Source organism: Priestia sp. JV24 (assembly GCF_025910025.1).
Lineage (GTDB): Bacteria > Bacillota > Bacilli > Bacillales > Bacillaceae_H > Priestia > Priestia megaterium.
In genome coordinates this window covers 538731-561626 of the sequence record NZ_JAPCIN010000012.1, presented here as the reverse complement: position 1 = coordinate 561626, position 22896 = coordinate 538731, and the positions used below count along the sequence as shown (strand labels likewise).

Genomic DNA, 22896 nt, shown 5'->3' with positions numbered 1-22896 from the left:
AAAGTTTAAAACAATATTTATATAAATAGAATACATAGGAGGAAACAACTACCATGGGACATAATAGCAAAATTATAGACTGTACCATTCGTGACGGAGGTTTAATTAATAATTGGGATTTTAGTGTTGAATTTGTGCAAGACTTATATAACGGCCTAAGCGCAGCCGGCGTTGAATATATGGAGGTCGGTTATAAAAATTCACCTAAGCTTCTTCAAGCAACCGAGCCCAATCCATGGAGATTTCTTGACGATAACTTTCTCAAAGAAATTATCCCTGAGAAAAAGTTTACGAAGCTATCTGCCTTAGTAGATATTGGGCGCGTAGATCCAAACGACATTCTGCCGAGTGAACAAAGTATGTTAGATATGATTCGAGTGGCATGCTATATTCGCGAAGTAGATAAAGGCTTAGAGCTTATAAAAATGTTTCACGATTTGGGCTATGAGACTTCACTTAACATTATGGCACTGTCTAGCGTACCGGAAAATCAGCTTATTGAAGCATTTGAAATGGTAAAGAAAAGCCCCGTAGATGTTGTATATATCGTTGACTCCTTTGGAAGCCTAGACCCTGCGGATATTGAGCATCAAGTGAAAAAGTTCCAAGCTATGATTCCTAGCAAACAGCTTGGGATCCATACGCATAACAACATGCAGTTAGCTTTTGCTAATACATTAACTGCGATGCGTAATGGAGTTACATTCCTTGATTCATCTGTTTATGGTATGGGCCGTGCAGCTGGTAACTGTAACACAGAGCTGCTTGTTAGCTACATCCCAAAACCAAGCTATGAGATGAAGCCGATTCTTGGAGTAATTGAAAAACATATGCTTGAAATGCGTCAAAAGTGGGAGTGGGGGTATATCATTCCTTACATGATTTCTGGTGTACTGAATGAACATCCACGTGTTGCTATGGCTTACCGTGATAGCGAGGATCGTGACAAATTCGTAGATTTTTATGACAAAGTAACGTCTCCAGAAGTTACTACGTCTCCAGCATCAAAATAAGTTAAAATGCTAAAAGTACCTCTGTTAATCGGGGTACTTTTTTGTTTTCGTACAAAGAGCCCGTGATTGTATAGCATCTACTTAAACTTTGATAACCTCGATCTCGACAATTAACTAAATGTAAACAGTCACACTCTTCTTAAACTATTATTTATGTATGTAAACCGGCGTTCCAATGGGAACTACAGAGGAAAGTTCTAGAATATCTTCATTGTCCATTCTGACACATCCATGTGACATATCTCTGCCAATAGAAGCTGGATCATTAGTCCCATGTATTCCATATGTAGGTTTTGACAGTCCCATCCATAAGGGACCAAATACAGCTGGAGGGGTAGTATCTTTATTAATAATTTTAAATTTTCCGGTTGGAGTTGGAGTAATCATTTTCCCTACAGCAATCGGATATGTCTTTACTAATTTAGCTCCATCATATAGTTTTAATTGATGCTGCTTTATTGAGACATCTATCCTTTTTGCCATAGCACTACCTCCAATCTCTTATAAGTTAATATAAATAGAATTTTTTTATTATTAACCACGTATATCGAATAACTGTTAACTGAAAAATATCTAAATTGATTCATAAAAATTAGTGCTATTTATACCGTTCTAATAGTGAAAAATTTCTTTAAAAGCCAAGGCCCTGGCGTAAATCCAAGTGTTAATTGCCAAGCTCCTATTGCTTGCAAACCAAATTTACGAACTAACACCATTTTTTCACTCATGCTTCTTACATCTTCAAACCATACTTCGTGCATCTGTCCCCCTTGATCTCTATACTGAAAAAATGGTGATTTATACTCCTTAGAATATTGGATGGGAGACTGATATTTCATCGCTGTTTTAATCGCATCTTGATTGGATATAGCAGATGCTACTGTGACGGGCTTGTAAGGAATTGACCAGTTATATCCATACAAAGGGACTCCAATGATAAGTTTTCTTCGCGGAACACTTTTTATCGCAAATTCTATTGTTTTTTTTACTTCAGTAATAGGTGCAACAGGCCCTGGTTCGCTGCCTGCATGATGCCAATCATATGCCATAATGAACATATAGTTAACAACGGCACCTATTCCCCCGTAATCATATCCTTTTAACCAAGGAATATCTTCGCTTGTCTTCGCTGGAACCGCTATGGTCAGTACGTACCCTGCAGGTTTTAAACGTTCACCCAGCTGACGTAAAAATCCTGTAAAAAAATCTCTATCCTCGGCCTTTACACGTTCAAAATCAATATTCACCCCGCCGTATCCTTTTCTAGATACTAAATAAAAAATATTATTAACAAGATTGTTTCTTGCTTGAGGATTATTTAAAACTTGATGGGCAAGATCAGAACTAAACCCTTCAGAAGTTAGATTAGTAATCGTAACTAACGGTGTAACTCGGTTTTTCCAAGTCGTTTCAATTGCTACTAAATCGTTTAAATCATTCATAATATCTCCATTGGTGCCAAAATGATATTCAAAGATAGAAATGGACGAGGAATAAGTTGCAAAATCAGTAATTAAATCGCGATCTAATTCTGGATTTCGAACGGCATAATACTCCAGTGTACCTGCAATATAGTCTGATATATTAGGGATTTTCATTTTCATTCCCACCTGCAAATAATTATAATGGACTGAAGGATTAGCTCCTTTTAATTGTTCTAAGGATACATAAGCTTTTTTAGCAATACTCCTCATCGTATCACCAGGTTGAACTGTGTACACATAAGAAGCTATAAGTAAGGCTTGACCTGGAACAATATTTGTTTCTTCTAACCCATTTACCCTCCTAAGCTGCGCAATGGGATAATCATATCTACTGCTTATTGAAGACAGGGTATCACCAGGTTGAACTATATGAACAAACATGTTTTCTCCTCCTATGTAATCTTTATCAACTTATGTTTTATTTCGTGACAAGTTTAAAGAAGCCATTCAATAAATGTATATGAGGATTGTTTGTTTATATAACATAAAGAGGCAGGCGTTTATAAAACAATCTAAATGGTTACCTTACATACAGAAAACGATGGATCATTTCTTCTATACAGAGAAATACCGAATATGATCAAAGCTAGTATAACAACTGGGATTGGATCATAAAGTAGAGGTAATTAAAAGCATAGTCTAGTTGTGCGATTTTGCTAAAAAGGCAGCCAAATATTTGGCTGCCTTTTTAATCTTTTATTTTTTTAAAGGCTTTATATATATACCTTTATACATCCAAAACATCGCTTTTATCCTTAGATTGCTTGAAAGGCTGGTTAAAAATACTGAAATACATTGCTACTAGGCTAATGGAAATTATTAACATTATCGAGATAGTTAAGGATGCATCTAATAACAAAATGAACCCTAATCCGGCTATGGAAGTAATAGTGGAAAGTATTGTCCATGTTGAAAATATTTCTTTCATACTTAATCCAAAATATTCTTTAATCATCCAAAATCCTGCATCATTAACATGTGAGCAAATTGCACTTCCCGCTCCCGTTGCAAGAGTGACTAGGGCTAAATTAGCATCGTATTGAGACAGCATTGGAATAACTAATCCTGCAGTGGATATAGCCGCAACTGTGGCTGACCCTAAAGAGATACGTAATAACGCAGCAACTACCCAAGCAAGTATGATAGGTGACATTGAAGTTCCTTTAAACAATTCTGCTACATAATCTCCTACACCACCATCAATTAGTACTTGCTTGAAGGCACCCCCACCTCCAATAATTAATAGCATCATACCAATTGCAGCAATTGATGATGTACAAGAGTTCATAACTTCTTTTATAGGAGTATTTCTTGCTATTCCCATTGTATAAAATGCAAGAATTAAAGATATCAACATTGCAGATGAAGGGTTTCCTATAAGACGAATTATTTCAATCGTTGTATCATCTTCAAATCCTACTGATTTTTGAATCATATCTAGAATTGTAGATATAGACATTAATAAAACAGGAAACATTGCAGTTAATACGCTTATGCCGAAACCTGGTGTTTCGTTAAGTTTGAATGTTTTTTGTTCACCTAAAGAAGCTATATTACCCGTCTTCTTGAATGCATCAGGTACAATTTTTTTAGCCATCTTAGTATATAAAGGACCTGCTATAATGACGGTTGGTATTGCAACAATAATACCGTAGAGTAAAACTAATCCAATGTCAGCACCATACTCACCAGCTATGACTGTTGGTCCTGGGTGTGGGGGAAGGAAACTATGAGTTGCTAATAAAGCTGCAGCCATAGGAATACCTAAGTGCAAGATAGAGGCTCTTAATTCTTTCGCAATCGAAAATACAATTGGGATTAATAAAACTAATCCTACTTCAAAAAATAAAGCTATACCTACAATAAACGAAGCAACTACAACAGCCCACTGAATTCTTTTTTCTCCAAATTTGTTAATTAGAGTCATGGCGATACGCTGAGCTCCCCCTGCGTCAGCAATTAATCTCCCAAGCATTGCACCAAGCCCAAATATTAAAGCTATATGACCAAGTGTACCTCCTAATCCAGCTTCAATGGATGTGACAACCTTTTCCATAGGCATTCCAAGTGCTAAAGATACAACAAAAGATACAATTATCAATGAAACAAATGTATTTAATTTAAATCCAGTAATCAAAATTAGCAACAGAATAATCCCAATCGCTACTATAAATAATGGCATGATATACCTCCAAAAAATAATTAAAATATTTTTACTTGCTCCACTTATTGAAACACTAACTTTATATTTTAATTAGTAAGTAACTCTAGGACGCTTATGCTATTTTGTTTACTAGTCATAAAGTACAATTATTCGAAAAAACGCCCTTTGGTAAACGCTTTCAATTAAGTCCCTAAATTAAATTAATATTAATAGGTTAATTCTGTACTAATGTTTTTTCTTTGTCTAATGCTTCTACGCCTGCTTTTAGAACCTCAATAATTCGATCTGTGTCATAGATATTTCCACGCCACGTTCCTCCACTAACCGATTGAAGCGCAGCCCACAAACGAGTATCATCTGGAAGACCCGGATCCGGTTTTAGTTCTGGATGAAGGTCACGTTCTTGCAGGACTTTAGTTGCTTTTTCTAAAGAAAGTCTCGTATTCTCTGTTCCAACAAAATTAACTGAACCCACTAATTGATTACGGTCAATAATGATTTCAATTATGTCTCCATCACGCAATTTTCCAATTGGTCCCCCAGCTAATGCCTCAGGTCCAATATGTCCGATACATGCACCAGTAGAGACACCAGAGAAACGCGCGTCTGTAAGTAAGGAGACATGTTTTCCAAAAGACAAATGTTTTAGTGCCGATGTTAATTGATATGTTTCCTCCATTCCGGTTCCTGAAGGACCACCGCCCATAACCACCATTATATCTCCTGCTTCTATGCCTCCTGTTTTAATCGATTTTATGGCTGCTTTTTCTGAAGTAAAGACCTTTGCTTTTCCTATATGGCGATATACCCCATCTTCTCCTACCACAGATGGATCAATAGAAGTTGATTTAATTACTGATCCTTCAGGGGCAATATTTCCTTTCGGGAATGTAACTGTGGAAGTTAGACCTTTTTCTTTTGCTTTGGCTGGATCCATAATAATATCATCAGGATTGATTCCATCAGCTTCTAACAATTGTTTTTTCATAATTGCACGTCTTTCTGATTTTTCCCACCAATCGAGGTTTGAACCAAGAGTTTCTCCAGTAACTGTTAGTACATCTTCATGCAAAACACCTAATTTTCTCAAATGAAGCATCACCTCCGGTACTCCACCTGCTAAGAATACCTTAACAGTTGTATGGCCTACAGGACCGTTTGGTAGTACATCGACCAAACGAGGAACTTTTTTATTGATTCTAGTTCAATCTTCAACGGTAGGTATCTTACAATTAGCTGCATGAGCAATTGCTGGAATATGAAGTAATAAATTTGTTGAACCCCCGAAAGCTGCATGAATGACCATAGCATTCTCTATAGCTTTATCTGTAATTATATCTTTGGTGAAAATCTTTTTCTTCTCCATTTCTAAAGCTGCACGTGCTGATTGCTTAGCCATCTCCATCCATACTGACTGGCCTGAAGGTGCTAGTGCTGAGTGGGGTAAAGCCATTCCAACAGCTTCCGCAACAACTTGAGAGGTACCAGCTGTCCCAAGAAATTGGCATCCTCCTCCCGGTGTAGCACAAGCACGACATCCAAGGTCAGCAGCTTCTTGCAAAGTAATTTCGTTGTTTGCGTATCTTGCCCCAATTGTTTGAATCTTTCCTGCATCTTCTCCATTTGTAGGTGGAAGAGTAACACCTCCAGGGACAATGATAGTTGGCAAGTCATGCATTGATGCCAGAGCTACCATCATTGCTGGAAGACCTTTATCACATGTAGCTACTCCAATAACTGCCCTGCGAGTAGGCAGTGAGCGAATTAATCTTCGATAAACTATAGCCGCGTCATTTCGAAAAGGAAGGGAATCAAACATACCAGCAGTTCCTTGGGAGCGCCCATCACATGGATCGCTTACGAACCCTGCGAAGGGCACGCCACCTTGTCTACTGATCTCTTGGGCTGATGCCTTCATTAATAAACCTATTTCCCAATGCCCAGTATGATAGCCTAATGCAATTGGAGTACCATCATGATTCCTGATTCCACCTTGAGTACCGAGAATTAGAACTTGTTTTCCAAGTAGATTTGAAGGTGCCCAGCCCATACCAACATTTTGTGATAATCCAAAAAGGTCACCACTTGGTGAATCTAGCAACATTTCGGGTGTAAGTGGGAGTGAACCATCTGCTCCCTTCGCATGAGTTTGAATTTTATAAAGAGATACATCCTCTTCGCCAAATATGGATTGCAATGACATATGTATTCCTCCGTTAATAAGATTTTTTATAAAAAAAGATATATTTTTATGTTGCACATACTATCTTCTATTAATTGGAGAATATAGGTTCCTCGAAAAAAACATCTTTCATTAATAATTTATGAAAATTTTTCTGTCCCTAGTGCCTGGCCTAGTATTTGTTCTACTTGTTCCTTCTTTCTTTCACTAAGTTCGCGAGCTGGAGCTATCATGTTTGTAGAAACTTTTATCCCCCTTAAAGAAAGAGCTTCTTTAATTACACTTACAAAAGGCTTATCTATTTGATATAAGGATAATAAACCTGACAATAGACGATGTGATTCAATTGCGCGAGCATAGTCTTTGTCCATAAAAGATTGATAAATATTTACAGAAAACTCTGGTGCAAAATTTGCAGTGCCGGGAATGGAGCCATCTCCACCGAGAGATAACGTGTTTAAAAAATGATCATCGTATCCTGAGAAAACAGCAAAATCAGGATGGGCAGCCTTTACAGTTAAAATCATTTCCCTTGTATGAGAGACTGCATCAACGGTTTCTTTAATGCCTACAACATTAGGATAAGATTCGACTAGTTTAAGAACAAATTCTGGCGATAAATCTTGGCCTGTTAATGCTGGGAAATTATATAAAAGGGTGGGCATATCTACTTTTTCAGCAATTTGAGCAAAATGCTGAAAGAGATTATCCTCGGATAACGGCCAATAATATGGGTTAATAACTACGATCCCATCTGCCCCTATTTCTTTTGCATGCATACTTAGTGAGATAGTCTCTTTTGTGCTTGGAGTACCAGTGCCAATTAAAACTGGCAAACGTCCATTTACATACTGAACTGCAAATTCTGCTACTTTCTTCCTTAAAGAAGTTGACATTTGACTAAATTCTCCGCCCGACCCTAAAAAAAACAGCCCATTTACTTTAGACTCAATTAGAAAGTCAATTAAATTTTTCATTCCTTTTTCATCTAAGCATTCATTTTGATCTACTATTGTAGAGACAGGCGGAATTACCCCATGAAACCTTGTTGTTTTTTTCATTATATTTCCATCCTTTTAAAATTTAATAAAAACAAATTTTTTAAGCTCATATAAAAACTTAACTTAATTGTTTAAATATAATTTTTTGTATTTTGGCAAAAAGATAATAAGAGATTACTATATCTTCTATTTGTTAAGAATTGACTTTCTTCTAATAAAGGGTCTCTTTAGATACGTGTAGTAGCTAGAATTGTTTCTTTTTAAATGCTTTAATTAACCTAATAAGAATTTAGTTATTATGGGCTAAGCAATGTTATTATAAATCTTTGCTTAGCCTCCTTAATATCACATTATTTATAGTCATTTTATTATTCTACTCTCTCTTGAATAGGGTTTTTCACTAAAAACCAATAACAAAGTGCTGCACATCCTGCAATAATACCACCTGATATGAAGGCAAGAGAGTAAGATCCAGTCTTATCTACAATTAAACCTGCTATAAAGGGTGAGAGTGCACCTCCAAAATAACCTCCAAAGTTTTGTATAGCGCCTACAGATGCAACCATAGAAGGAGGGGCAATATCACCAGCAAGAGCCCAAGCACTTCCTGTAATTGCGGAAATAAAACAAAGTGCTAGTGTGAATAAAGTTATTTTCATAGCAAGACTATCCACAAAAGGAACAAAAATCACCACAATAGCAGCTAATATAGCACAGATACTAATTAGCGCACGTTTTGCCTTAACTGGAGACGTTATGCCCTTATCTACTAGTTTTTTTGTAAGATACCCTCCAAAAATAGCACCAAATATTCCACCCACCCACGGGATACTTGCATAAATGCCTAGCTCTTGAAGCGTAACCCCATGCACTTCAACGAGATATAGAGGAAGGAAGACTAAGAAGATATTCCAAATCCAAATGGTACAGAAGAATCCTAAAATCATTCCCCAAACAGTTTTGTATTTAAATAACGATCTCCATTTAATTTTTGAATTTACTAGGTTTTCCTCAAAGCCAGCACCTTCTGATTGAATATATTCGAATTCTTCTTTAGAAAGTTTTCTGCTATGTTCAGGGTTTTTATAAAAAATCCAAAAAGCAATACTAAATAACACTCCTGCAATACCGGTAATATAAAATAATGATCTCCATCCAAAAGCCAACATGATTGCGACTAAAAGAGGAGGAGCAATAGCAGGACCCCATTTCGATGACGAATCCCAGAGGCCTGTTGCAAATCCTCTTTCTTTTTTTGGAAACCAATAAGATGTTATTTTTGCACCTGTTGGCCAGCAAGGTGCTTCACCAGCCCCTAGTAGTAACCTTACAATAATAAATGAAGGTAGCTTATTAAAGAGTCCCATCATAAATGTAGCTCCACTCCACCACAAAACTGCAATTGAATATATCTTTTTTGTACCAAAACGATCAATTAGCCAACCAGCAGGAAGTTGCATTAAAGCATAAGACCAGGAAAAAACTGTACCTAAAAGTCCTATATCTGTTTTTGTTAAATGTAAATCTTTCATCATTTGCGGAGCAGCAATGGATAGATTTGCCCTATCTAGGTAGTTGATAAACCCACCTATAATTAACCAGATTACAACCGTCCATCTCCAATTTTTTTTTGGTGCAGTAGAAAGCACGGGCTCTTTAGTTTCAATTTGCATTTGTTTATCTCCTAATCAATTAAAATAGATGAAAACAAACGAAGTGATAGTTATGCACCTCCTTATCATTATTTAATTTCATACAATGATTAAAGAATGGAGTTACGGTTTTACAAATACTGTTTTAATAGAAGTAAAGAATTCAATTGCAGCTTGACCTTGTTCACGAGAGTGAGAGCTAGATTGTTTCATTCCTCCGAATGGTGCTTGTAATTCTACCCCGGCAGATTCTGCATTGATACGCACAAGACCAGCATCCATCTCATTTACGAATGAAAGCATACGCCCAATTGATTTCGTGAAAATGGAAGCACTGAGTCCAAACTTTACATCATTTGCAACATTCAGTGCTTCTTCTAACGTTTCAACTTTCATAAGGGCAAGTACTGGACCAAAGATTTCCTCTTGAGCGATAGTCATACCACTAGTCACGTTTTCGAATATAGTAGGCTCCATATAGAAACCATCAGCCAAATTCCCTTCAACTAGACGTTTACCTCCATAAACTAACGAAGCCCCTTCTTCAACACCTTTTTCTACGTAGGCAAGTACCGTGTTAAGCTGGTCTTCACTTGCACAAGGCCCCATCCAAACATCTTTTTCAAGGCCATTTCCAACTTTTATTTCTTTCACTTGTTCAATCAGCTTTTCTTTAAATTCATCATAAATTTTACTTTGTACAATTACACGACTTGTAGCTGTACATTTTTGTCCAGTGGAACGCAATCCTCCACTAATAGTTGCCTCTACTGCTTGTTCAATATCGGCATCGTTAGCAACGATAACTGGATTTTTTCCGCCCATCTCTAATTGATATTTTGCACCACGTTTTAGTGCGCCTAAACCAACTTGTTTACCGACTGCATCAGACCCTGTAAACGTAATCCCATTAATATCTGGATGATCAATAATACCTTGTCCGATAACAGAACCAGAACCCGTTACCATATTAATCACACCACGTGGCAAACCTGCCTCTGCAAAACATTCCATAACTTTTGCAGCAGTAACTGCTGCTTCTCGAGCTGGCTTCAAAATAACAGTATTTCCATAAATAAGAGCAGGAGCAATCTTCCAAATAGGAATAGCTACTGGGAAATTCCAAGGTGTAATAACACCCACTACCCCAAGAGGAGCACGGGTTGTGTACATAAATGCTTCAGAGTCTGTTGAAGGTAGGACATCTCCCACTTTTCTTAGACCTTCTCCTGCATAGTAGCGAAGAATTGCGACCCCTCTTGCAGTTTCACCTTTTGCTTCTGGAAATGTTTTTCCCATCTCGCGGGTCATTGTCTTTGCTATTTCATCTAGGCGCTGCTCAAGCATATTTGCTACTTTATACAAATATTCACCACGAGCAGCCCCGGACAGTTTATTCCAGGAAACCTGAGCTTTTTTAGCAGAAGCAACAGCGCGATCTAAATCTTCTTTTTCAGAATGCTGTACATAACCGACTACATCATGTCGATTAGCAGGATTGGTACTGCTATCCACTTGCTCCACAGAACCCGTTACCCAGTCTCCATCAATATAGTTTAAATACATTTTCTCTTCTGTTGTTATATTCATCATATTTCCCTCCATATTATCTGAATCAAAATTTAATAAATTCATAAATTTCTGATATTTAAAATCAAAAAAATAATTTGAGTTTAATAATTAAGTTTGAAATCATTTAATTAGACCGAAATTTTGCTTGGTAACCTTACACTATTTTTTAATATACCAATGCTAGGAATTTCAATTTCAATCTGATCCCCTTCTAATAATGTAAAGTCATTTGGTGGTACAATACATGTGCCAGTTAATAATACGGTCCCATCAAAAATTTCATTATCACGTACTAAGAACGAAACCAATTCTTCAAATTTTCTTTTTAATTGACGTGTACTAGCTGTTCCCTCTACTGCAAGATTTCCATGGCGATAAATACGGCATATGATATCAAAGTCATATGGATCTTTTACGGATTCGGTGAGGAGAATGGCTGGTCCAATAGAACAAGAATGCTTCCACATTTTTGCCTGTGGTAGATAAAGAGGATTTTCTCCCTCAATATCACGGCAGCTCATATCATTTCCAATTGTATAACCAAGGATTTCACCTTCCTGACTAATAATCAAACCTAGTTCTGGTTCGGGGATTTGCCATTTAGAGTCACTACGAATATAAACTTCCTGATTGGGTCCAACTGTGCGAGCAGCTGTAGATTTAAAGAAAATTTCTGGACGTTCTGCGTCATATACTTTGTCGTAAAATGTGGTAGCGTCTAATTTTCCATCTGTAGCTTCATAGTTTCGAGCATCGCGGCTACGTTCGTAAGTAACTCCGGAAGCCCATACTTCTTGAGCAATAATAGGTACAAGTAATGAAAGTTCTTCAATAGATTGTGAGATAGGCTTAGACTTAGAAATCATATTTTGAACAAAAGAAAGAGGAGAAATCTTTTGTGCGTTCGCTTGATGAATTAGCTCTATAAACCCTTCCTGCTCAAGAGGGTAAACTGTTTCTTCCGATGTAAGGGCTGCCAAAACAGGTTTTGAATCTTCACTTAAATATCGAATAATACGCATATAAATAACCTCCATTTGTTTTATAATATAAAACTCAGTTTTTTAATATAGACAAAAGAGAAGGGAACCTCTTTATTAAATCGGTATCCCATACCCCATCTGCTCTGATAATTCGGAAGCTGCTTGTTTCAGTTGCTGAACAAAGATTCCTAACTGAATGTCATCTACTCCTGCGATAAGTGTCGAAAGACTTATAGCGGCAATAACCTTATTTTCGTGATTTCTAATAGGTGCTGCAATGCAACGGACACCAGGTTCATTCTCTTGATTATCGACGGCATAACCCTGACTTTGAACTTTTTCAAGTTCCTGCAAAAATTCAATTTCATTTGTAATGGTGAATTCGGTTTGCTCAGTATACTCATACCCAGATAAAATTTTCTCTAGTTCATCCTTTTCTTTAAAAGCAATCAAAGCTTTTCCTACTGCAGAACAGTGAAGTGGAATTCTTTTTCCTATGCGAGAATAAAGAATAACAGCCATAGGACCTTCAACTTTATCAATATACGTTCCTTCTTTACCATCTAAGATGACTAAATGTGTAGTTTGTCCTGTTTTTGCTGATAAATCCATCAGATATTTTTTAGCTAATTGTCTAATATCTAAAGACTGAATAACATAGTTTCCTCTTTCAAAAAGTTTCATCCCTAGTCCATACTTTCCATTCTCGAGGTTCTGATGAATGTAGCCACGTTGTTGAAGCGTTTTCAATAATGAATGAACAGTGCTTTTGTGAAGACCAATTTGATCACTTATATCTGTTATTTTCAATTCTGTCGTATGTTCATCAAATAGGTCAAGGATACGAAGGGCGCGATCTACTGATTGAATAATAGGCATGGAGTTTCACCCTTTTGTTTTATATTATAAAACTTGTTTTTATTATTACAAACAATTTTATAATATAACTATAATACTAATTATTCTGAAAAGTCAACCACTTTTTTATTCAAATGTAGAAGACTATATTACAAGTCATGATTTTTGAGAATTGATTATAATCAATTCTTTTCCTTCATAATCATATCTTATTCCTGTTTTAAAACTTACTCAAAATCTATGTATCATAAATGTGCGTTTTTGGTGTACTTGAAAAAGATCGTTTTTTGTCAAACAGGATTTATATATTAGGAAGTAAAAAGAGCAAGCTCTCTAGCATGGGAGTTTGCTTTTCACAATTATAGCGAGTGTACGTTTGCCTGAGTAAAAGAGAACATTAAACTTAGTCTTAAAACAGTTTTACATGGGGGGATTCACCAAACATCTCTTAAAACAACACCTATTTTCAATGAATAATTGAAACCGAAAAACCTTCTACTCTGTTAGGTAGAAGGTTTTTCGTGTGATTGAAATGTTAGTGTATCGTCTGTAAGAAAGGTAACAAATTTATTGATTGCCAATAAGTTTATTATTTAAACGAAAGTGGAAGAATACAAGTAAATTTGAGTAACATCATTTATTTGAGAGCCAAGCTTCCATACCACAGATAAATTAAAGTCCTTGACCTACTTTAACTTTATTTTCACCTGTACTCCTATAAGCCCATATGATAACCGGAATTAATATCAAAGATAGAATTCCTCCACTTAATGATAAAACGGCATAACTTGATTGAGCCACAACTATTCCTGATAAAGCTCCTCCTGAAGCTCCTGCTAAAGCAATTAAAACGTCTATAGTACCTTGTGTTTTCGCACGTGTTAATGGTTCTGTAGCATCCACTATTTGAGCTGTCCCGCTAATTAACCCTAAGTTCCATCCTAATCCAAGTAACGATAGAGCAACCACTAGAAGAACCATTGAATCACTCGGTGCCATAGCTGCTACCAGCCCAGCTAAAAGAAGGATAATTCCTGAAGCAATTGTCATCGCCGTTCGTCCAATTTTATCAATTAAGACCCCTGTAAATAATGAAGGAAGATACATAGAACCAATATGAAAGCCAATTACAACTCCTACTTCAGTTAGCCCGTGGCCATGATGTTTCATGTGCACAGGGGTCATGGTCATTATAGCAACCATCACAATTTGAGTAAGGACCATAACTGTGGCCCCAACAGCCACTCCTTTTTTGTTCGTTGATTGCTCAGTATTGTTTAAATTTTTTTGAGTGTTACGTTCTTGTTTATTCGCTTCTATTGCTCTTGCAATCAGTAACGGATCCGGACGCAGCATAATATAAAATACAAGACCAGCTACTATATATGCAACTGCTGCTAAAATGAAAGGGCCTGCAAGTGCTGGGACACCAATAGAAAGAGCAAAATTCCCCATCACATCAACTAAATTCGGGCCTGCAACGGCTCCAAATGTAGTGAAAACCATGGCCATACTAACAGCGATCCCCCGTTGTTTTGCTTTGGCTAAATCTGTTCCTGCATAACGCGCTTGTAGATTAGTAGCTGTTCCTGATCCATAAACGAGGAGCGAAAAAAAAAGAAGAAAAATACTATTAAGAATGGCAGAAAAAATAACACCAATCGCTCCAACTCCCCCTAGAATAAAACCCGTCGTAAGTCCTGCACGTCGCCCTTTTTTTTGAGAAAGCTTTCCTACTAACCAAGCAGCTCCTGCAGATCCTAAAGTAAATAGAGCCGTCGGTACTCCTGCATAGGCATCTGTACCAAGCATTTGTTGTGCAATAAGTGCACCGACAGTAACTCCTGCTGTCAATCCTGCACCGCCAAAGATTTGAGAAACACTTACAACAAATAAGGTGCGTTTATATAAAGCTTTTTGTTTCTCTGGTGAATTAACATATTCTTGTAAACAAGTTGATTGGTTGTCTGAAGCTTTTACATGATCCTCGTGTACCATCATAACCTTCCTTTCAGAAAACTCATTCTATTTTTGAAAATATTCTCACTAGATTTGGATTATCATAACATGGATAAAAAAGCCATACAATATTATAATTGTATGGCAAACAATATTATAAATAGTCGTTAAGTAAACGTTTAAGGATAATCAATCCTTGCTCAAGCTCTCCAATCGTTTTTGGTGCACAGATAGCGATTCTTACAGCTCTGTCTGGACAACTGTTTCCAACTACAAAGCGTTCTGCTGCATACACTTGTACGCCCTGCTGCGCAGCTAATGTTTCAAATTCTGCACCTGTAATCTTTTCAGGTAATAGTAACCAACGAAATATACCAGTTTCCATACCTAAACACGTGTAATTTTCTAAATATTGATTTGCAATTCGATTTCTGAGAATAGCTTGTTCACGATGATTCTCTACTAAGGGTTCAAATTGATTTGACACAATAATACGTGCTGTTAGCTCTGCTAATAATGGTGAAACTGATATATTTAAATTATAAAGTGCCTTTGAAATAGGCTCTTTAAATCGACTAGGTGCTGCTACATATGCTAGTCGTAACCCTGGTGCTATTGATTTTGATAAACTCGCAATATAGATGACTTGTTCTGGTGCATATGATGCCACTGCTGGCATTGGTCGCTCATGATGGAGATGATACGTTGCATCTTCAATAATAAATTGGTTATATTTTTTTGCAATCACAGCAAGCCTTTCTCGGTTTTTAACGGACATACAGCAAGCAGTTGGATTATGATAGTCGGGTATCAAGTAAATGCCTTTAATATTGTCATTTTTACATGCATATTCAAAAGCAGTTGGACTCATTTCATAATTCTTTGATTTTATCGGTACTAATTGCACACTAAGCATAGCTGCAACCGTTTTTAAACCTGGATAAGTGTGATGATCAACCCCGATGCGATCTCCAGGCTGACAAAGACTCGCTAGTATTGCAGCAATTGCATTTTGTCCTCCATTTGCAAATAAAATGTGATCAACTGTTGTTTTGAATCCGCCTCTTCTCATCAGCTTTACAGCTGCATCTTTTTGCCAAAGACTTTCACCTGGCCTCCCATAACTAAACCACTTTTCGTAATCAGTCTCTTGTAGCATATCTTTTAGTTGAAGGAGAAGTGGCTCGTATGAATCATTGTCTGGCAGTGTCGCGCCCATTTCAATTAAGTGGCTAGGCTTTATATCTTCGAGTAAATACGCATTGGATAACGCATCATACGATACGAATGTACCGCTTCCAACAGTAGCACTTAATAAACCCTTTAGCTCGCACACTTTAAATGCTTTTGAAATCGTACTCAAATTTAAATCTAAATAATCGGCTAGCTCTCTCTGTGGAGGAAGTTTTGTTCCAGGTAATAAAACTCCCTTGATAATATCCTGTTCCAATTGTCCTGCAATGGCTTGGTAAATAGGCTTTCTTGTTTTATCAACAGATGGTTTCCAGCTCATCGGATAGTTTTCAAACGAATTAATCGGCATAGTATCCATCCTTTTTTCACACAATTATATACTTGCACTGTTTATATCACAATTATCATTATTAATAATTTCCAAGAATCTATGGTTTTTGAGGCTTGATTATGATCAATTATTTTAACGATTAAATACAATTCATACTTTTCTACACCTTTTTTTCATGTTTCTAAGCCTCTTGTGACTACTACGAAGAAACATTTTTGTCCTACTGCTAAGAGTTAATAGAGGAGAAACACATGCTGAAAGTACCAACTCACGCATGTGAAATATCTTAACCTTATCCTAGAGCAGGATCATCAGGGGATGATGTTTTTAGAAGCTATCTCCTATTCAATAAAGGAGTCTTTTGTAAAGAGGAAGTCCGTTCTTTCTTAAACTTTTTAAAATTTTTTGACCTTAATAGTGCTTAATGAAAAATAGATTTTTCAGTCTAGCTACTGATAAATCTATACAAATCTTTACCTACTGTTGTAGATAAATGTTTACAGTTTAACTTGTGTTCCTTTTACTTATTTCTTTTTTTCCATTTTATAACCTGGATGTTAACGCCATGGTCTTCTTGAGATGATATGGTGAATTCGTCCATTAATTTTTTCACCCCTGATAAACCAACGCCTAACCCTCCTGACGTTGTATAGCCACTTTCTAGCGCTTTTTGAATATTTTTAATGCCTGGTCCTTTATCTATAGCTATTATTTTGAGTCCTATTTCAGGTTTTTTCTCTATTATTTCCATTGTAATTTTTCCGGTAGTGGCATATTTATATATATTTCTGGATAATTCTGAAATAGTCGTAATAATTCGGGCCTGATCAAGTGCGCTGAAGCCTAAGCAGTTAGAAAACATTCGCCCTTTCTGACGCGCTTCTACTATATCCACTTCCGTGTGTATCTCAACAGTTAAAAGTTCCTTTCTTTCATCCGATTGAAATAGCATAATTATCACCACTTTCTTTATTTTAATAGTAGTAAAAAAACAATAGGCCAAAAAGAAAGGTTACATAACCTTTCTTTTTGGCCTACATCTAGTTCAGTGCCTAGCTTATCAATGCCGTTATGAAGTTGGGTTTAAAATCAGAAGAATTGTACTTTTATCTTTATGAAAGTCCCATGCTACTAGTATATCTGTTACCTTTGAATCTAAAATTACTTCTAACGATTGACTATGTTCATGAAGTAGCCTTTTTTCGAGATTTCTTTTAGCCAAAGTAAGGTTTTCTTCAAATCCTAATTGAACTAATTCTTTCTCTATAGTTACCATAATACCTTCCCTGATTATAAGAAGTGTTCTCTGATCTAATAGATAAGAAGAAACATTGTGAGGGAACTTTTCTGCTTTTTGAGTTACTTCCTCAACTTCTTTATGCAGCAATTTCTGATTTTTATAGGAATGATTAGCTATGTTTTCTTTATCCGAATGGATCATGATAAACATCCCAGACTGCAGCTCTAAATTCCAATCATAATAAAATTCTTCAATATCTAAATGTATATTTAATTGTATATATCCTTTTATCTCTTCAATTAGAGTCTCCATTAACAAATCACGTGTTTTTTGAACATAGATAACTTGTCCCTTGTCTAACAAAGTCTTTTCTAAAGGTAATAAAAAGGCTTTAAAATAAACGGTTATAAAAGGAGGAGAAATGACGGTGAATACACCTCCAGGACCTCTTCCAAAGTTTTCACGAAGTAACCTTCCCATATAGCTACTTAATTCTTTTTCCAGTTTCGTTTTATCCATAGATGGTGCACCTAGTTTCTAGTTTCATAAGGTATACTATTCGTGATGTTTTATGAAAAATCCTTCTTCCTCATAAGATCATTTTCGGCAATAAGAATTCACTTTTTATAAAGTGTAAACGAGGCATACTAGTATAACTTTAATAGATTGGTTTCTGTTTAGCTTTGTATTTCCTGTGTTTAAAGATTCTTCTTTTATTTAAAATTCCAATTTTACTTCCATAGATAATGGTACTTAAAAGTAGTATATCCTTGCTAATTTCTTCTTTGTGTAATTCATTGTCATACTTTTGGTAATCCTGCAACAATCGATGAAGCTCTTTCATAAACAATACAATCTCATGATTATCAGCCATCCCGACCAAATCCTTTCTGTTGGCACATCCTATTTTCAGGTGCTGTTTTAGGGGATTATTCCGTTACAAAAGGACTTACTCTTTTTAGACAACAAAAATAAGCCGAAAAAGAAAAGGTATGTCCTTTGCTTCCTCGGCTTATGTTTGGCACAGTGTGTCCAATTCATTACTGCCTCATTAATTTTTTGGTTTTAAGATAAGTGTAATAATACTATTATCCTTTTCAAAATCCCAATCTACAAAAATATCAAGAATGTCCGCATTTAATATCTCATCATAGTCATCGTTTTGTCGTAAGATTCCTTTTTCCAAAGGACGTTTAGAGATGCGTAAGGTGTCATCAAAACCTAACGAAATTAGCTGCTTTTCAATAGCCACCAGTATTCCCTCGCGTACGATGACCAATGTACGATCGCTTAATTTATATGAAGAAATTTTTTCAGGTCCTTTTTGGGCAATCTCACTCATCTTTATGATTCGATCATGAATTGCTTGTTTTCCTGGGTAAGGGTCCCCCTCAGTCAAATCGGCTTTCAAATCGTCCAGACACACTCCCACAAAAATTCCGGAGTGGTGATCTAAGTTCCAATCATAATATAAGTGCTGTATGTCGAGGTCTGTAATCCCTTTAATTTGCCCAGTGATTTGAGGTTCAAGAGTCTTTACCAACAGCTCTCTTGTAGTCATAACCTGAAGTTCTTCATTTTGGTTTAACAGTACTTGCTCCATAGGTGATACGAAGCCACTGACATAAATAACAACATAAGGTTCATATATCGTAACATGAACAGCCTCAGGGCCTTTTCCAAAGTTATCTCGTAACAATTTGCCCACATTATTCGCCAGCTTTGTTTGCTGAGTCTTAATATCCATATTTCTTCATCCTTTATTAAGAAAGAAGCATCATATCTTCTTTCCATCATTTTATTGTACCACTACGAACGAATAATTTAAATATACAGAATAAATAAAAAATAATTTGTTACCTTATGTTTAACCTAATTATAAACGTTCAAAACCTCTTCTTTCTATTGCTTGGGAAGTATTTGGAATGTCACTGGAAAATACGAATCCGTTAGATTCGTATTGCTGTTTTCAATAAAGAAATTTATTATAAGATGATGAATGGAATTTTTTTATTCAGTCGGGACAGATAACGAATTTTTTATTTCTTAGTAGAAATCTATATATTTTTAGAGCAAGGACAATTGTTTGTAAAAGAGAATTAAACTTTGGAAACGTGCAAAAAAGCCAAAGCTTTCTTAAGAAAGGACTTGGCTGCGGCTGTTTGCTTATTTCTTACTTTACTTATTCATAATCGTAGCCTTTCTTAAATCCCTTGTTTTCAAGGGATTTTTTTTGTTCATATTCCCCAAAAAGGGATCCAGGTAACAAAAAATGTAATATATCACTTTTCTCTGCTAATCACGTGCTTTTTCTTGAGTATAAATCAGTTCTTAAAATCATCTAATCTAGTGAAAAATTCCTGTAGGAAATCATAAAATAACTTTGCGGATGATTGGTAGAAAAAGAAGCCGTCAAATAATACCAAGTATAAAAGCCCTTTAAAACCTCAGTTCTAAAGGGCTTTTATACCTCTTTATTATTTAGAAGTCACATATTCATTCTTCCCTGCTCCCATACCGGTGATAAAAATAAAGATTGAAACTAAAACTAGCATCAATAAAGGGATAGTCCAGCTGTGTGTAATGTCGTGTAGTCCTCCAAATAGCACAGGCCCTACAGCAGATAAAAGATAACCGAATGATTGAGCCATACCGGATAATTCTGCTGCCTCGTTAGTACTTTGTGTGCGTAAGCTAAAGAACATCATTGCCAAACTAAATACAAACCCGACTCCAATTCCAACCATAATAATCCACAATGGGATAAGGAGTGTATTTCCGTGCAAGATACCGAATAATCCTCCAATAAGCAAAACAGCTGGAATGACTACTAATAAACGCTGATCTTGCAAACGGCCGGCTAAAATAGGAACGAGGAACGTAATAGGAAGTACAGCAAGCTGCATTAACGATAACATCCAGCCAGCGTCCTGAGTATTCAATCCTTTTTGTTCAAGAATTTCCGGCATCCATGTAATAACTGTATAGAAGATAAAGGATTGAAATCCCATAAATAATGTGACATTCCATGCTAATCTAGAACGCCATAAGTTAATAGATTCCACCTTTTGCACTGTTTGTTGAGACTTTGTAGACTTATGTCGATTTCGCAATTGGGGTAGCCAAATGAAAATGGTAAGAAGAGATAAAATCCCCCAACATCCAAGGGCTCCGGTCCATCCTAAACCTGATACTGAAGAAATGGGAATACTTATACCAGACCCAATAGCGCCGCATAAATTCATAGAAACTGCATAAATTCCTGTCATCATGCCTATCTTTTGTGCAAAGTTATGTTTAATTAGACTAGGTAACAATACATTTCCAATAGCAATAGATAAACCAATTAAAATCGTTCCTACAAATAATGTTTCTACTCCACCAAAAGAACGTATTCCAATTCCGATTGTTAATAAGATTAAAGAAATAAATAGCGTAAACTCCATGCCAAAACGCCGAGCTAACTTGGGAGCAAAAGGAGATAGGAATGCAAAAGCTAGTAAAGGCACTGTAGTTATTGTTCCTGCTAAAGTATTAGATATTCCTAAACTGTTACGAATAGAAGTTACCAGTGGGCCCACAGATGTTAAAGGGGCTCTGAGATTAGCTCCAATTAGGATAATGCCTATAATCAGTAATCCTATTTTAGGATTTATATTTAGTTTTGGCTGTTCTAGTTGATTTGGTGTGTGTGGGATACCCATGGTAGTTATAGACCCTCCGTATATAATCTTAAAGTTTCTAAAATTAAGTAATATATTCATTTACTGTGCAGATTGCCATGATAGCATCCACAAGTTTACAAAGTAGGTTCAATTAAAATCGGTATAAGAATTTACCTCAACTATTTGATGACCAAATGTATGTAAAAAATCTATCCTATGGTTATATAAATCAATTAACATATGATTTATGTGATGCTTCTAACATTGTTTTATGCAGCTGGATGTCAGCTTTTTCATAAGCTTTTCCCTGCTTTGCTTGTAGTCGGTCAGTATGTACGACAGATTGTATAGCCTCTCTCAATGCATTTCGGCTCACTTCAAATTGTTGCATTAAATTCGTTTCAGAAAGGATCTGTCTTCCATTTTCCCATATACTCTAGATTCATTTAAGGATTCGATTTGGAAAACAACTTCTTCTACAAGTGACATACGATTTGCCTTTAATATATCAACTGTACATCCCTCTAATTTTTAGAGGGATTGGTTCATTGGTTATTTTAGCACATATATACGAGAGTATAAATATGGCTGCGGTATTAGACAGCTAAACGTATAAATACTAATACTTTGAGCAAACTATTCAAGATGCCTAAACGGCATCTTTTTTAATGCATATGATATACAAAACAAAGTTAACATAATGAAGATTCTCCCCAGTTAATTGTTTATATAATGCTTCTGTTAAAAATCTAGTGCCATGAATAACACTTTAAACACTTTGTACGTTATTCATTTAATTTCTAACATAAAGAAATAATCATCCTAGAGAATCAGCTAAGTGTATAAATCTATATATTACATTCATCCCTGTTCCAAGAGAGAAAAAGATTCTAATGAAAGGAGAACGTAAAGTGGAAATCATCGAAGTAAGCTGGCGTACAATATTATTATATGTTGTTATTATTATTATTTTTCGTTTTCTCGGCCAACGAGGCATAAATCAGCTAAATGTCATTGACCTTGTTGTTGTGCTTATGATAAGTGAACTTGGAGTTGTTGCAATTGAGGATACGGGAGGTTCTTTACTTTATCAACTTGTACCTATTCTTATATTAACAGTTATCCAAATAGGTCTTACATATATCCAATTAAAAAGTCAAAAATTACGCAGAGTACTAGATGGGCAACCTATTATTGTAATAAGGCAAGGAAAGATTGATGAAAAGCAAATGAGGAAATCACGTTATAATTTGGACGACTTGCTTTTACAGCTTCGGGATAAAAATATAGGAGATATCCGTGAGGTGGATTATGCGATATTAGAGCCTTCGGGTACATTATCTGCATTTAAAAAATCAGAAAGCAAAGATAAATCAGGATCTGTATTTTTACTTCCCCTTGTTATTGATGGGATCATTCAAGAAAAGCATTTAAATCTAATAAATAAAAATTCTTCTTGGCTTTTCAACGAATTGAAACAAAGAGGATACAAAGACGTGAAACGTATTTTATATTGTAGTTTTTTAAACGGGCAACTTTTTGTGGATATAAAAAATGAATGATAAAAAAATCTAGGACGAAAATGGGTTTAAACTTGG

At 35.9% G+C, this 22896-nt stretch carries 18 protein-coding genes and 1 pseudogene; 2 read left to right on the top strand and 17 right to left on the bottom strand.

What is annotated here, in order from left to right:
* Positions 1–53 precede the first annotated feature (53 nt).
* Complete coding sequence (locus tag OK414_RS08515; RefSeq protein ID WP_016766402.1) at positions 54–1013, top strand: aldolase catalytic domain-containing protein; 960 nt, start codon at positions 54–56, stop codon at positions 1011–1013.
* Between the two features lie 147 nt (positions 1014–1160).
* On the opposite strand, the gene OK414_RS08510 is transcribed toward OK414_RS08515, so the two are convergent.
* The 17 genes and pseudogenes from OK414_RS08510 to OK414_RS29970 form a co-directional block, all read right to left on the bottom strand.
* Positions 1161–1496, bottom strand: coding sequence for a L,D-transpeptidase (locus tag OK414_RS08510; protein ID WP_013082624.1), 336 nt, complete (start codon positions 1494–1496; stop codon positions 1161–1163).
* A 119-nt stretch (positions 1497–1615) separates the two neighbouring features.
* The gene (locus OK414_RS08505) at positions 1616–2878 is read right to left on the bottom strand and encodes a glycoside hydrolase family 18 protein (protein ID WP_205662607.1); all 1263 of its coding nucleotides are present in this window, start codon (positions 2876–2878) and stop codon (positions 1616–1618) included.
* 346 nt (positions 2879–3224) lie between these two features.
* On the bottom strand, positions 3225–4679 hold the full coding sequence (locus OK414_RS08500; protein ID WP_263045995.1) for a GntP family permease: 1455 nt from the start codon (positions 4677–4679) through the stop codon (positions 3225–3227).
* Between the two features lie 196 nt (positions 4680–4875).
* Positions 4876–6864 (bottom strand): annotated as a pseudogene (locus tag OK414_RS08495) (YjhG/YagF family D-xylonate dehydratase).
* 119 nt (positions 6865–6983) lie between these two features.
* The gene (locus OK414_RS08490) at positions 6984–7904 is read right to left on the bottom strand and encodes a dihydrodipicolinate synthase family protein (RefSeq protein ID WP_034653027.1); all 921 of its coding nucleotides are present in this window, start codon (positions 7902–7904) and stop codon (positions 6984–6986) included.
* Positions 7905–8212: 308 nt separating this feature from the next.
* Entirely contained in the window at positions 8213–9517 is a 1305-nt protein-coding gene (locus OK414_RS08485) for an MFS transporter (protein WP_095379988.1), read from the bottom strand.
* Positions 9518–9619: 102 nt separating this feature from the next.
* Positions 9620–11086 carry an alpha-ketoglutaric semialdehyde dehydrogenase GucD gene (gene gucD, locus OK414_RS08480; protein WP_034653029.1) on the bottom strand — a complete coding sequence of 489 codons (1467 nt, stop codon included), beginning with the start codon at positions 11084–11086 and terminating at the stop codon, positions 9620–9622.
* Between the two features lie 110 nt (positions 11087–11196).
* The gene (locus tag OK414_RS08475) at positions 11197–12090 is read right to left on the bottom strand and encodes a fumarylacetoacetate hydrolase family protein (RefSeq protein WP_263045994.1); all 894 of its coding nucleotides are present in this window, start codon (positions 12088–12090) and stop codon (positions 11197–11199) included.
* 75 nt (positions 12091–12165) lie between these two features.
* Positions 12166–12930: an IclR family transcriptional regulator gene (locus tag OK414_RS08470; protein ID WP_034653033.1), complete on the bottom strand. Its 765-nt coding sequence runs from the start codon at positions 12928–12930 to the stop codon at positions 12166–12168.
* A 651-nt stretch (positions 12931–13581) separates the two neighbouring features.
* A complete protein-coding gene (locus OK414_RS08465; RefSeq protein ID WP_263045993.1) occupies positions 13582–14910 on the bottom strand; it encodes an MFS transporter in 1329 nt (442 codons plus the stop codon).
* 112 nt (positions 14911–15022) lie between these two features.
* Positions 15023–16411, bottom strand: a complete 1389-nt coding sequence (locus tag OK414_RS08460; protein WP_034653037.1) for a PLP-dependent aminotransferase family protein — start codon at positions 16409–16411, stop codon at positions 15023–15025.
* 502 nt (positions 16412–16913) lie between these two features.
* Entirely contained in the window at positions 16914–17345 is a 432-nt protein-coding gene (locus tag OK414_RS08455; RefSeq protein WP_263045992.1) for an ATP-binding protein, read from the bottom strand.
* Between the two features lie 117 nt (positions 17346–17462).
* Complete coding sequence (locus tag OK414_RS08450; protein WP_095379984.1) at positions 17463–18152, bottom strand: Na-translocating system protein MpsC family protein; 690 nt, start codon at positions 18150–18152, stop codon at positions 17463–17465.
* 139 nt (positions 18153–18291) lie between these two features.
* Positions 18292–18507: a hypothetical protein gene (locus tag OK414_RS08445; protein WP_034653043.1), complete on the bottom strand. Its 216-nt coding sequence runs from the start codon at positions 18505–18507 to the stop codon at positions 18292–18294.
* 177 nt (positions 18508–18684) lie between these two features.
* Entirely contained in the window at positions 18685–19380 is a 696-nt protein-coding gene (locus OK414_RS08440) for a Na-translocating system protein MpsC family protein (RefSeq protein ID WP_034653045.1), read from the bottom strand.
* A 730-nt stretch (positions 19381–20110) separates the two neighbouring features.
* Positions 20111–21337 (bottom strand): CynX/NimT family MFS transporter, encoded by a 1227-nt coding sequence (locus OK414_RS08435; RefSeq protein ID WP_263045991.1) that lies wholly within the window; start codon positions 21335–21337, stop codon positions 20111–20113.
* Between the two features lie 190 nt (positions 21338–21527).
* A complete protein-coding gene (locus tag OK414_RS29970) occupies positions 21528–21710 on the bottom strand; it encodes a GntR family transcriptional regulator (protein WP_404932074.1) in 183 nt (60 codons plus the stop codon).
* A 499-nt stretch (positions 21711–22209) separates the two neighbouring features.
* Here OK414_RS29970 and OK414_RS08430 point away from each other — a divergent pair, with 499 nt between their 5' ends.
* The gene (locus OK414_RS08430) at positions 22210–22860 is read left to right on the top strand and encodes a DUF421 domain-containing protein (protein ID WP_095379977.1); all 651 of its coding nucleotides are present in this window, start codon (positions 22210–22212) and stop codon (positions 22858–22860) included.
* Positions 22861–22896 lie beyond the last annotated feature (36 nt).

Bases quoted from the DNA above. Each gene is read 5' to 3' on its own strand.
- OK414_RS08450 (WP_095379984.1), bottom strand. From the start codon at position 18,152: ATGGATAAAACGAAACTGGAAAAAGAATTAAGTAGCTATATGGGAAGG.
- OK414_RS08490 (WP_034653027.1), bottom strand. From the start codon at position 7,904: ATGAAAAAAACAACAAGGTTTCATGGGGTAATTCCGCCTGTCTCTACA.
- OK414_RS08505 (WP_205662607.1), bottom strand. From the start codon at position 2,878: ATGTTTGTTCATATAGTTCAACCTGGTGATACCCTGTCTTCAATAAGC.
- OK414_RS08510 (WP_013082624.1), bottom strand. From the start codon at position 1,496: ATGGCAAAAAGGATAGATGTCTCAATAAAGCAGCATCAATTAAAACTA.
- gucD (WP_034653029.1), bottom strand. From the start codon at position 11,086: ATGAATATAACAACAGAAGAGAAAATGTATTTAAACTATATTGATGGA.
- OK414_RS08440 (WP_034653045.1), bottom strand. From the start codon at position 19,380: ATGGATATTAAGACTCAGCAAACAAAGCTGGCGAATAATGTGGGCAAA.
- OK414_RS08485 (WP_095379988.1), bottom strand. From the start codon at position 9,517: ATGCAAATTGAAACTAAAGAGCCCGTGCTTTCTACTGCACCAAAAAAA.
- OK414_RS08445 (WP_034653043.1), bottom strand. From the start codon at position 18,507: ATGGCTGATAATCATGAGATTGTATTGTTTATGAAAGAGCTTCATCGA.
- OK414_RS08475 (WP_263045994.1), bottom strand. From the start codon at position 12,090: ATGCGTATTATTCGATATTTAAGTGAAGATTCAAAACCTGTTTTGGCA.
- OK414_RS08435 (WP_263045991.1), bottom strand. From the start codon at position 21,337: ATGGGTATCCCACACACACCAAATCAACTAGAACAGCCAAAACTAAAT.
- OK414_RS08500 (WP_263045995.1), bottom strand. From the start codon at position 4,679: ATGCCATTATTTATAGTAGCGATTGGGATTATTCTGTTGCTAATTTTG.
- OK414_RS08460 (WP_034653037.1), bottom strand. From the start codon at position 16,411: ATGCCGATTAATTCGTTTGAAAACTATCCGATGAGCTGGAAACCATCT.
- OK414_RS08470 (WP_034653033.1), bottom strand. From the start codon at position 12,930: ATGCCTATTATTCAATCAGTAGATCGCGCCCTTCGTATCCTTGACCTA.
- OK414_RS08465 (WP_263045993.1), bottom strand. From the start codon at position 14,910: ATGATGGTACACGAGGATCATGTAAAAGCTTCAGACAACCAATCAACT.
- OK414_RS08455 (WP_263045992.1), bottom strand. From the start codon at position 17,345: ATGCTATTTCAATCGGATGAAAGAAAGGAACTTTTAACTGTTGAGATA.
- OK414_RS08515 (WP_016766402.1), top strand. From the start codon at position 54: ATGGGACATAATAGCAAAATTATAGACTGTACCATTCGTGACGGAGGT.